This window comes from Bradyrhizobium sp. LeoB3 (genome assembly GCF_055456055.1).
The window spans coordinates 17,426-29,229 of record NZ_JBVBEF010000092.1 but is presented as its reverse complement, the minus strand read 5'-3'; the positions used below and the strand labels follow the sequence as shown (position 1 = coordinate 29,229).

The 11,804-nt window shown below is 64.6% G+C and carries 9 protein-coding genes; 8 read left to right on the top strand and 1 reads right to left on the bottom strand.

Annotated features, from left to right (window positions below; all coding sequences use genetic code 11):
- The first annotated feature begins 202 nt into the window (after positions 1–202).
- The 5 genes from ACZXDY_RS36270 (at position 203) to ACZXDY_RS36250 (ending at position 5,197) form a co-directional block, all read left to right on the top strand.
- Positions 203–1,489, top strand: a complete 1,287-nt coding sequence (locus ACZXDY_RS36270) for a phospholipid carrier-dependent glycosyltransferase (protein ID WP_464348834.1) — start codon at positions 203–205, stop codon at positions 1,487–1,489.
- 97 nt (positions 1,490–1,586) lie between these two features.
- Positions 1,587–2,660 carry a response regulator gene (locus ACZXDY_RS36265; protein ID WP_464348833.1) on the top strand — a complete coding sequence of 358 codons (1,074 nt, stop codon included), beginning with the start codon at positions 1,587–1,589 and terminating at the stop codon, positions 2,658–2,660.
- A 309-nt stretch (positions 2,661–2,969) separates the two neighbouring features.
- A complete protein-coding gene (locus ACZXDY_RS36260; RefSeq protein ID WP_028162577.1) occupies positions 2,970–3,209 on the top strand; it encodes a hypothetical protein in 240 nt (79 codons plus the stop codon).
- 165 nt (positions 3,210–3,374) lie between these two features.
- Positions 3,375–4,538 (top strand): winged helix-turn-helix domain-containing protein, encoded by a 1,164-nt coding sequence (locus ACZXDY_RS36255; RefSeq protein ID WP_464348832.1) that lies wholly within the window; start codon positions 3,375–3,377, stop codon positions 4,536–4,538.
- Positions 4,539–4,810: 272 nt separating this feature from the next.
- On the top strand, positions 4,811–5,197 hold the full coding sequence (locus tag ACZXDY_RS36250; RefSeq protein WP_207230985.1) for a hypothetical protein: 387 nt from the start codon (positions 4,811–4,813) through the stop codon (positions 5,195–5,197).
- A 162-nt stretch (positions 5,198–5,359) separates the two neighbouring features.
- On the opposite strand, the gene ACZXDY_RS36245 is transcribed toward ACZXDY_RS36250, so the two are convergent.
- Complete coding sequence (locus tag ACZXDY_RS36245; protein ID WP_464348831.1) at positions 5,360–5,752, bottom strand: ribosomal maturation YjgA family protein; 393 nt, start codon at positions 5,750–5,752, stop codon at positions 5,360–5,362.
- A gap of 180 nt (positions 5,753–5,932) precedes the next feature.
- On the opposite strand from ACZXDY_RS36245, the gene ACZXDY_RS36240 reads away from it, so the two are divergent.
- From ACZXDY_RS36240 to ACZXDY_RS36230, 3 genes are all read left to right on the top strand, one after another.
- Entirely contained in the window at positions 5,933–7,258 is a 1,326-nt protein-coding gene (locus ACZXDY_RS36240; protein WP_464348830.1) for an MFS transporter, read from the top strand.
- A 251-nt stretch (positions 7,259–7,509) separates the two neighbouring features.
- Entirely contained in the window at positions 7,510–8,616 is a 1,107-nt protein-coding gene (locus tag ACZXDY_RS36235) for an efflux RND transporter periplasmic adaptor subunit (protein WP_464348829.1), read from the top strand.
- A 39-nt stretch (positions 8,617–8,655) separates the two neighbouring features.
- Complete coding sequence (locus tag ACZXDY_RS36230) at positions 8,656–11,796, top strand: efflux RND transporter permease subunit (protein ID WP_464348828.1); 3,141 nt, start codon at positions 8,656–8,658, stop codon at positions 11,794–11,796.
- Positions 11,797–11,804 lie beyond the last annotated feature (8 nt).

The window sequence follows — 11,804 nt, the reverse complement described above, 5'->3', positions numbered from 1 at the left end:
GTGGGCAAAGCGCAGCGTGCCCACCTTTCTTGCACCGAACGTGGATGGTGGGCACGCTGCGCTTTGCCCACCCTACGCGTCTGAGTCCTACAACGCCGTTTCCTGGTGACGATCGGCGCGAAATACGTTCAATGCGATGGACAGAAGAATCGGCGGCGCTCACAATTGACATCCTTGCTGCACCACGATCGCCGAAGACATCGTGCCAAAATCACCTTCCATTTCGTCCGCGCGCACAGTTCTCACTGCGCTCATCATCTTCATCGTCGCGCATCTTTTGCTTCTGATCGGCGTCAGCGCGCCGGAAAAGTTCTACTTCGACGAGGTGCATTACGTGCCGGCGGCGCGGCAGATGCTGGAGCCGGTGATACCAGAGCCGATGCTCAACCCGATGCATCCGCCGCTCGCCAAGCAGTTCATCGCGCTGTCGATCAGGACGTTCGGGGACAATCCGTTCGGCTGGCGCTATCCCGCCGCACTGTTCGGAGCGCTGGCGCTGGTTGGGGTCTATCTCGGTGGACTGGCCCTCTTCGCCCGGCAGTCGTCGGCGATCGCCGCAACGCTGCTCGCCGCATTCAACCAGATGCTGTTCGTGCAGTCGCGGATCGCGATGCTGGATATTTTCGCGCTCGCCTTCGGCCTGTTCGCGATTGCGGCGTTCGCCCACGGCTTCAGGCAGGCTCGGCCGCAGCTTTACTTTGCGCTTGCCGGGATCGCATCCGGCCTCTCTGCCGCCTGCAAATGGAGCGGCCTGTTCGTGCTCGCGACCTGCATCGCCATCGTCGCCGTGATTCGGCTGATGCAAGGCTGGCGCACGCGGTTCGCCGATCCCAAGCCGGAGGACTGGTACCAGCCCGACCTCTGGCCCGATTTTCGTCCCCATCACTTTGCCGCATGCTTCGCGCTGCTGCCCGCGATCGTCTATCTCGCGAGCTTTGTTCCGCTGTACGGATTTTCGTTTCCCGATATCCTGGAGGCGCAGCGCCGCATCTTTGCCGACAACACTACGACCGCGATCGCCGGTCACACCTACATGAGCTCATGGCCGTCCTGGCCGTTCCTGGTGCGTCCGGTCTGGTATCTCTTCGACAAGCTCGACGACAACAGCATCGCCGCGGTGGTCCTGCTCGGCAATCCCCTGATTCTGTGGCCGGCGCTGGCCGCGCTCACCGTAGCCTTGCGCGACTGGATCGTGGTGCGGCGGGCGGACGCGTTCCTGGTGGTGGCGTTCTATTTTGGTCCCTATCTCGCCTGGGCATTGCTGCCGCGCACGCTCGGCTTCATCTATTACTACCTGCCGGCCGCGACCACCGCGAGTTTTGCCCTGGTCTACGCGCTGACCCGCGCCGGCACTCCGCGCTGGCTGTTATGGGCTTTCGTCGCCATCGGTGCGCTGGGCTTTGCGGTCATGCTGCCGATCTCGGCGGCCTTCATCGGCACCTCGACGGCGGCCTTCAATCACCTGATGCTGTTCCGAAGCTGGATCTGAGATGTCGCGGCAGGCTTGACGGGCCGTAACGGCTCATGGATTTTTGCATGCAAAGGTAGGTCCATCGATTTGCGTCAAGGGCAGTGGAACGACCATCATGCTGGAGCGTCTCTTCGATTCGTCAACGCTTTCCCCGCACGGAATTTGCCTGCTGTGGGAGCCTGGGCTGATCTGGCTCCACGTCATCTCCGACGCGGTGATTGCGGCGGCCTACTTCTCCATCCCCATAGCGCTGGCCATCTTCGTGTCGAAGCGGCGCGACGTCGCGTTCGGCTGGGTCTTCTGGGCTTTTGCGCTTTTCATCCTGTTCTGCGGCTTCACCCATGTGCTGTCGATCGTCACGCTCTGGGTGCCGATCTACGGCATCGAGGGCATCGCCAAATTGTTGACGGCCGCCGCCTCCATCGTCACCGCCGCCATGCTGTGGCCGCTGCTGCCGAAGCTCTTGGCGCTGCCCTCGCCGTCGCGGCTCCGCGAGGCCGAGGACCTGCTGCGACAGTCGCAGCAGGTGACCGGCGGCGTGGCGCACGATTTCAACAATCTGTTGACGGTCATCAGCGGCAACCTCGAAATCGCCGCGCGCAGCGTGCAATCGGACGGCGGCGCCAAGCGCGACCGGCTGGCGCGCGTGATCGGCAATGCCTCCAACAGTGCACAGCGGGCGGCGGTATTGACGCAGCAACTCCTCACCCATGCGCGGGGCGAGCCGCCCGATCTCAAGCCCGCCTACCAGCCGCCTCTTCCAACCGCCGCCCCGGTCGAAACGGACGTCGTCCCGGTCGTCGGCAGCGCCGGCAATGAGACGATCCTGGTGGTCGAGGATGAGGCCAGCGTGAGGTCCTTCCTCGTGGAGACCCTGCAGGACCTGAACTACAAAGTCCGCGAGGCGGGCGATGGCTCGGCCGCGCTGGCGCTGTTCAAGGGCGGGCGGTTCCATGTCGACCTGCTGCTCACCGACATCATCATGCCCGGCCTGAATGGCCGCGAGTTGGCCGATGAACTGCACCGTATCCAGCCCGACCTGAAGGTGCTGTTCATGACCGGCTATGCGGGCAACGCCGTCGGCGACGAGGATCGGCCCGACGACGACGTATCGCTGTTGCAGAAGCCGCTGACGCAGACCGTGCTCGCGGCAAGGATCAGGGAAATGCTCGACAAGCCCGTGACGTAGCCTGGATGAAGCGAAGCGTAATCCGGGTTTATCTCGCCACGCAGCGAGCATCCCCGGGTTGCGCTGCGCTTCACCCGGGCTTCGGCGAATGGATTTCGAGGGAGATCTGCAGCTCGGTCGCGGCGAGCTCGGCAATCTCCTGGCTCGTAGCAAATCGGCTCACGACCGCGACCGCTGGTCGCAGTTCGCCTTTGCTTCATCCCACTGCAATACAGGAAAAATAGCTTTCCGCCGGAAACGCGGCCGCGAGCCAATGCGTGCTGTATTGGCCGGTGTCATGCCGGTTTCATTCCAAGGGAGATTTTTCCGATGCGACGATTGATCCTGGCTGCTGCGTTCTCGGCTGTTGCCTTTGCGCCTGCCTTGGCCAAGCCGGTGGCCTGCACCACGGAGAACATGGCCAAATCGACGGCCTCGATGAACACGATGCCGGAAGGGCCCGGCAAGGCGGCGATGGCCAAGAGCATCAGCAAGGCCAATAGCGAGATGAGCAAGGGCAACATGCGCGGCGCCTGCAAGCACTACCTGGAGGCCCAGGCGGCCAAGTAAACAAGACCGACCACCGAGCTTGGGCCGCGCCACCTGGTGCGGCCTTTTCCTTGCCTGCGTCCCGTGGTCGGGAATCCATGATCATCGTCTTCGCGCAAACGCTTGGCGTTGGCGGGGCGGAAATCCAGTGTCCACTTTTCCGGATCATGCACTACATTGCGGGCAATGCCCCGCCCGATTCCATCCCATCCTCTGAGCAGGACCGACGCCCGCCGCATCTGGCTGCGTGCCCAACGGCTCGACACGCCCGTGCCGTTCGGTGATGGGCCGGCCGCCGTGGCCGCTGCGGTCGAGCATCTCGGCTATGTGCAGATCGACACCATCAACGTGATCGAGCGCGCCCACCATCACATCCTCTATAGCCGCATCCCCGACTACCGCCGCGCCGATCTCCGCCACGCCCAGAGCGTCGACAGGAGCGTGTTCGAATACTGGACCCATGCCCTCTCTTATGTGCCGGCCGGGGATCTGCGCTTCTTCCTGCCGGCGATGCGGCAGCACAGGCGCGAGGGCCACAAATGGTTCAACTCGGTCACGCCCGCCGACATGCGCAAGGTGATGCGCCTGATCCGCCAGGGACCGCTCACCATCCGCGACATCGACGACGACGTGCTGGTGGAAAAGGAGCATCTCTGGCAGAGCCGCAAGCCGTCAAAGCGTGCGCTGCAGCTCGCCTTTTACACCGGTGCCCTCACGATCAGCGAGCGCAACGGCATGCTGAAGACCTACGATCTGATGACGCGGCATTTCGGCTGGGACAAGCCGCCGAAGCCCGCCTCGGCGCGCGAGATCACCGCCTATCTGCTCGACCGCGCGCTGCGGTCGCAGGGCGTGGTCAGCCTGGATTCGATCTGCCATCTTGATGCGCCCAGCAAGAAGCCGGTGCGGCGCCTGATCGAGACCCGCCTGCGGCGAGGCGAACTGGTGCCGGTCGCGCTCGAAGGCGCCGGCAAGCAGGAGCACTGGGCGCGCCCTGAGGCACTGCAGCCGGCGGGTGAGGGCGATCCAACCCTGGTCCACATCCTCTCGCCCTTCGATCCGCTCATCATCCAGCGCAAGCGCAGCGAACTGTTCTTCGGTTACGGCCACCGTTTCGAGGCGTATGTGCCGAAGGAAAAGCGCCTGTTCGGTTATTTTGCGCTGCCGGTCCTGGTCGGCGACGAGATTGTCGCCGCCATCGACCTGAAGACCGACCGGGCGAACAAGAAGCTCCTGATGCAGAAATGGAGCTGGGTCGGCAGCGCCACCAAGCGAGGCGCCCGCAAGGAGTTCAAGCCCCGCATCGAGGAAGAACTGCACCGCTTCGAGCGCTTCCAGCTCGCCAACTGAGGACGCGCAGAGCCATTGGCGCGCAATGACGGATGGATTCCGTTCGCCACTTTCTCCGCTGTCATTCCGGGATGCGCCGCAAGGCGCAGGCCCGGAATCCATTGTGCCACGTGCGCCGGCGGAGCCATGGATTCCGGGCTCGATGCTGTGCATCGCCCCGGAATGACGACGGCGAGCTAACCTAATCCGCCGTACACGACTCCAAGTTTCGTCTCGGGAACCCGCGGCCTCCCGGCCGGTTAGTTTATTGCGACTAATTTCAGGGAGGCATCATGGGCAAGGATAAATCAATTCTCGACAAGATCACGGATACGGTGAAGGGCGTCGCCAGCACCGCCGGCGGCGCATTGAAGCCGGACGAAGAGGCCACGAAAGCTGACGAGCGCACGGCGACCTACGTCCCGCTCGCCGCCGACGGCCTCGTCTCCGATCCGATGGTGCCGCCGATGGCAACGGCCCCGCCGCGCAAGCGGCGCGCCGCACCCAAGCCGGCGCCAGCGAGCGCAAGACGGACGGCGGCCGCGGCAAAGAAGGCCGCGAGGAAACGGTCGGCCAGCAAAGCCGGCAAGAAATCCGCCAAGAAGCGCTCGGCCAAGGCGGCCAAGAAGACCGCGAAGAAGACCAAGGCCGCAAAGAAGACTCGGAAAGCACGGCGGTAGCGGTCGGCCTCGCGCCAACTCTCCCCGTCATTCCGGGATGCGCCGCCAGGCGCAGGCCCGGAAATCCATCGCGCCACATGCCCAGGTGGCACCATGGATTCCGGGTTCGATGCTGCGCATCGCCCCGGAACGACGAGAGCGGTGGCGGCGGATTACGCTTCGCTAGTCCGCCCTACGTAGCTTGATTGGCATCGCACAACGATCCAGCGCCACGCCGAGCAAAATCCCGGCGGCATAAGCGACGATATTCCATGCCGAGAAGATGCGGCCCAGCAACAGCGCGCCGGCGGTCGTCAGGCGGAAGGCATCGAGCCACGGCGTATGCACCAGCCGAGACAATTCCACGCCCACCGCAATCGCAAGCGCGATCAAGGGTACTGTGCGCCGCGCCCATCCCGGCGCGGCAATCGCGACCAGGAAGAACACCATCGTCCCCCATAATAGCGAGCCGCCATACTTCACGACGAATGCCGGGAGCCCCACGCCGAAGCCGAACCGGCGCAGCGCCAGCCCGGCGATGATGATCGAAAGACAAAGCAGGATGCGGACAATCATGAGCGGGAAAGCCTGGTGGGAGACGGAGCTAAAGCTCAGGTCCGCTCCCGGCGCAAGTTCGCACCCGAGGCCGTGCGCGCCGCACCCCGCGGAGATCCTTGTCACAATTCCGATTGACAGCGTGCGCCTGATGCTCAAAACCCCAAGGCAATAGCAATAACAGCCCTCGGGGGGACACCCATGAGCCAGACCACCACGCTTGCCCCCGCCGCGAGTGCGAAGAGCGAGATCGAGACCTCGACCATCCGCGCCATCTCGGCGCGCCTGATCCCGTTCCTGGTGCTGGCCTACTTCTTCTCCTATCTCGACCGCGTCAATCTCAGCTTCGCCGCGCTGACCATGAACGCGGACCTGAAGTTCTCGCCGCTGGTCTTTGCCTGGGGCGCCGGCATCTTCTTCATCGGCTATTTCATCTTCGAGGTGCCGAGCAATCTCGCGCTGGAGAGATTCGGCGCCAGCCGCTGGATCGCCCGCATCATGGTGACCTGGGGCGTGATCTCGGCGCTGATGGCGACGGTCAGCGGCGAGACGAGTTTTCTTGTGCTGCGCTTCCTGCTCGGCGTGGCGGAAGCCGGCTTCTTCCCCGGCATCATCCTTTATCTGACCTATTGGTATCCGGCCGAATACCGCGCCCGCTTCATGGCCGCGTTTGCGGTCGCCGTTCCCGTGTCCACCGTGATCGGCGCGCCGATCTCCGGGCTTCTGCTCGGGCTTGACGGCGTGATGGGGCTGAGGGGCTGGCAGTGGCTGTTCATCATCGAGGGCATCCCCTCGGTCCTGCTCGGCATCGTCACCTGGTTCTATCTCACCGACAGGCCGGAGAAGGCGAACTGGCTGACCGCGGAGCAGAAGGCGTGGCTCAAGGCAAAGCTTGACGCCGAGGCCGCGGCCAAGCAGGCGGTGCGGCATTTCACGCTCGGCGAGGCGCTGTCCTCGCCCAAGGTGATCACGTTGAGCCTGATCTATTTCGGCTTCGTCGGCGCGCTTTATGGCATGCAGTTCTGGCTGCCGCAGATCGTGAAAGCCTTCGGCCTCACCAACGCGCAGACCGGCTTCGTCACCGCGATCCCCTATCTCTTTGGCACCATCGCGATGGTGCTGTGGGCGCGGCACTCCGACGCCAGGCGGGAGCGCGTCGCCCATGTCGGCGGGCCGCTGTTGCTCACGGCACTCGCGCTCGGCGTCTCCAGCTACCTCACCGATCCCACCATCACCATGGTCGTGCTGACGATCGCGGCGATCGGGATCTTCTGCACCTTCGCGGTGTTCTGGACATTGCCGACCGCCTGGCTCTCCGGCACCGCGGCGGCCGGCGCCATCGCGCTGATCAATTCGATCGGCAATCTCGCCGGCTTCGGCGGGCCCTATCTGATCGGCTGGGTCAAGGACGCCACCGGCAACACCTCGACCGGCCTGCTTGTGCTGTCGCTATTGCCGCTCGCCGCCGGCCTCCTCACGTTCCTCGGCGGCCACGAGACCAAGACCGAATTCGCCAGCGCGAAGTAGCGCAGCTTCGCCATCGGACATGCCGTAGCCGGGATGGAGCGCAGCGCAATCCGGGGCTGGTCTATCCATACGGCCAGAACCCCGGATTGCGCTGCGCTCCATCCGGGCTACCCGCCATCGCAAACCCCCTTTGCCCGCAGTCAATCGGCCATGCCCAAACTCACGATTTAGTGTTGATCACTGACGATTATTGACATTCGTCAGTGCTCAATCAATACTCTTCATCAGACATCAGCCCGATGGAGAGACCGATGTTCGCCCGTTCCATTTTCGCAAATTATTACAAGCTTCTAGCTGGCGCGCTGCTGGCGGCGGCGGCGATTTCGCTGGCCGGCTGCGACGAGACGGTCGCCGAGAAAGCCGATCCCGGGCGTCCGGTCCTGGTCTCCATGGTGCATTATGAGGCCGAGACCCCCGAGCGCAGCTTTGTCGGCACCATCAAGCCGCGCATCGAGAGCGACATGGGCTTCCGGGTCGCTGGCAAGGTCGCAAAGCGCCTCGTCGAAGTCGGCCAGACCGTCGATATCGGCCAGCCGCTCGCCACCCTCGATGAAGTCGATCTGAAGCTGCAGGCCGAGCAGGCTGAGGCCGAACTGCGCGCCGCCACCGGCGTGCTGGCGCAGGCGGCGGCCGCCGAGAAGCGCGCGAAGGACCTGCGGGCCAAGGGCTGGACTACGGACGCGCAGTTGGACCAGAGCAGCGCCGCGGCGGATGAGGCCCGCGCCCGCCTCAACCGCGCCGAACGCTCGGTCGAACTGACCAGGAACTCACTTTCTTATGCGACGCTCGTCGCCGACACCCGCGGTGTCGTCACCTCGACCCTGATTGAACCCGGCCAGGTCGTGGCCGCCGGCCAGACCTCGATCCGCGTGGCGCGGCTCGGCGAAAAGGAGGCGGTGGTCGCGATCCCCGAGACCTTGCTCGGCCGCGCCAAGACCGGCGTCGCCACCGTGACGCTGTGGTCGGAGGCCAATAAGAAGTACGCCGCAAAGCTCCGTGAGGTCGCGCCCTCGGCCGATCCGGCAACCCGCACCTATCTCGCCAAGTTCTCGCTGCCGGAAGCCGGCGACGACGTCTCGCTCGGCATGACGGCGACGCTGACGCTCGCCGATGCCGAGACCGAGCGCGTGGCGAAGCTGCCGCTGTCGGCGCTGTACAGCCAGGGCGGCGAGCCCTCGCTCTATGTCGTGGGCGACGCCGGCGAGATCACGCTGAAGCCGGTCAAGGTGAAGGCGTACGAGAGCAATTGCGTCGTCATCGCCGGCGGCGTCGAGGAGGGCGCGAAAGTGGTCGCGCTCGGGGTGCAGAAGCTCGACCCGGCCCAGAAGGTCCGCGTCGTGGCGTCGCTGTCGTTCTGATCCGTCGGCCGCAACCGGTTTTGGATATTGGAGGGTGACATGAAGCGCTTCAACCTGTCGGGCTGGGCGGTGAGCCATCCGACCCTGATCCTGTTCCTGATGATCGCGCTCGCCGCCGCCGGCTACTTCTCCTATCAGAAGCTTGGCCGCGCCGAGGATCCGTTCTTCACGGTGAAAGTGGTCAACGTCTCCGTGATGTGGCCGGGCGCCACTGCGAACGAGATGCAGACCCAGGTCGCCGATCCCATCGAGAAGAAGCTGCAGGAACTGCCGTATTTCGAGAAGGTGCAGACCTATTCCAAGCCGGCCTTCGTGGCGATGCAGGTGACGTTCCGCGATTCGACGCCGCCGAAGGACGTGCCCTATCTCTTCTATCTCCTGCGCAAGAAGCTGGTCGACGTGCAGGGCCAGTTGCCGCAAGGAATCCTCGGTCCCGTCGTCAATGACGAGTTCTCCGACGTCGATTCCATCCTCTATATGATGACCGGCGACGGCGCCGATTACGCGCAGTTGAAAAAGGCGGCCGAAGGCTTCCGCCAGCGGCTGCTGCGCGTGCCGGGGGTGACCAAGGTCGACTTCTACGGCACCCAGGACGAGCGCATCTATGTCGAGTTCTCGCACGCCAAGCTCGCTACCCTCGGCATCACCCCGCAGGCGCTGTTCGACTCGCTCGCCAAGCAGAACAATGTCACCCCGGCCGGCACGGTCGAGACGTCGTCGCAGCGCGTGCCGCTGCGCGTCACCGGCGCGCTCGACGGCGCCAAGGCGGTGGCTGAGACCCCGGTCGAGAGCAACGGCCGCGTGTTCCGGTTGGGCGATATCGCAACCGTCACCCACGGCTTCGTCGATCCGCCGACCTTCACCGTGCGCCAGGAAGGCAAGCCCGCGATCGGCATTGGCATCGTCACCGCCAAGGGCGCCAACATCCTCGAGCTCGGCAAGGACGTCGAGAAGGCGACCGCCGACTTCATAAAGGCGGTGCCGCAGGGCATTGAGGTCGAGCAGATCGCTGACCAGCCGAAGGTGGTCGAGCACGCGGTCAGCGAGTTCGTGCACTCCTTCGTCGAAGCGCTCGCGATCGTGCTGTTCGTCTCCTTCCTCGCGCTCGGCTGGCGCACCGGCATCGTGGTGGCGCTGTCGGTGCCCTTGGTGCTCGCGATCGTCTTCATCGTCATGAACGCGATGTCGCTCGACCTGCACCGCATCACCTTGGGCGCGCTGATCATCGCACTCGGCCTCTTGGTCGACGATGCCATCATCGCGGTCGAAATGATGGTGGTGAAGATGGAGCAGGGCTGGGACCGCATGCGCGCCGCATCGTTCGCCTGGGAATCCACGGCGTTTCCGATGCTGACGGGCACGCTGGTCACCGCAGCCGGCTTCCTGCCGATCGGCTTTGCCAATTCGGCGGTCGGCGAATATGCCGGCGGCATCTTCTGGATCGTCGCGATCGCGCTGGTTGCCTCCTGGTTCGTCGCGGTGATCTTCACGCCCTATATCGGCGTGAAGCTGCTCCCCAACATCAAGGTGCACCATAATCACGATCCGCACGCGATCTACGAGACCCGGCTTTACCGCGGCTTGCGCGCGGTGGTGCAGTGGTGTGTCAATCACCGCATCACGGTGGTGGCGTCCACGGTCGGCGTGTTCGTCGCCTCGATCGTTGCCTTCGGCCACGTCCAGCAGCAGTTCTTCCCGCTCTCCGAGCGTCCCGAATTGTTCCTGCAGCTCCGCCTGCCGGAAGGCACCGCGTTCAACGTGACCGAGAAGGCCGTCAAGAAGGCCGAGGACCTGTTGAAGGGCGACAAGGATATTGCGACCTACACCGCCTATGTCGGTCAGGGCTCGCCGCGCTTCTGGCTCGGCCTCAACCCGCAACTGCCGAACGAGGCCTTTGCCGAGATCGTGATCCTGTCCAAGGACGTCGAGGCGCGCGAGCGCATCAAGGCCAAGATCGAGAATGCGGCGGCCAATGGCGCGCTGAACGAGGCGCGCGTGCGCGTCGACCGCTTCAATTTCGGCCCGCCCGTCGGCTTCCCCGTTCAGTTCCGCGTGATCGGTCCCGACGCCCAGAAGGTCCGCGATATCGCCTATCAGGTGCGCGACATCATGCGGCAGAACCCGAACGTCAAGGACGTGCAGCTCGACTGGAACGAGCAGTCGCCCTACCTGAAGCTCGTCGTCGACCAGGACCGTGCCCGCGCGCTGGGCCTCACCCCGCAGGAGGTCTCGCAGGCGCTGTCGATGCTGATCTCGGGCGCGCCGGTCACGACCATCCGCGACGGCATCGAGAAGGTCGGCGTCGTCGCCCGCGCCGTGCCGTCCGAGCGGCTCGATCTGGGGCGCGTCGGCGATCTCACGATCACCTCACGCAATGGTGTCGCGGTGCCGCTGCAGCAGATTGCCAAAATCGAATATGCTCATGAGGAGCCAATCCTGTGGCGGCGTAACCGCGACATGGCGATCACCGTGCGCTCCGACGTCGTCGACGGCGTACAGGCACCCGATGTCACCAACCAGATCTCGCCCAAGCTCAAGGAGATCCAGAACCATCTCGAGCCGGCCTACCGGATCGAGCCGGGCGGCGCGTTCGAGGAATCGGCCAAGGGCAATGCCTCGATCTTCGTGCTCTTCCCGATGATGGTGCTGGTGATGCTGACGCTGCTGATGATCCAGCTGCAGAGCTTCTCGCGCCTGATCCTGGTGTTCCTGACGGCGCCGCTCGGCATTGTCGGCGCTTCGCTGGGCCTGAACGTCGCCAACCAGCCGTTCGGCTTCGTGGCGCTGCTCGGCCTGATCGCGCTCGCGGGCATGATCATGCGCAACACCGTGATCCTGGTCGATCAGATCGAGACCGATGTTGCCCACGGCCTGACCCGCAAGGAGGCGATCGTGGAGGCCACGGTCCGCCGCGCCCGCCCGGTGGTGTTGACCGCACTGGCCGCGATCCTGGCGATGATCCCGCTGTCGCGCTCGGCGTTCTGGGGCCCGATGGCGATCACCATCATGGGCGGCCTGTTCGTCGCGACCTTCCTGACGCTCTTGTACCTGCCGGGCCTCTATGCCCTATGGTTCCGCAAGAGCCTGGAGGAGAGCGGCGCGGGCGAGGAAGCCGCTTCGCCGGCGCAGCATGACGGCAATGCACGCCCGGCAATTCCGCTTGCTGAAGCCGCTGAATAGTTGAACAG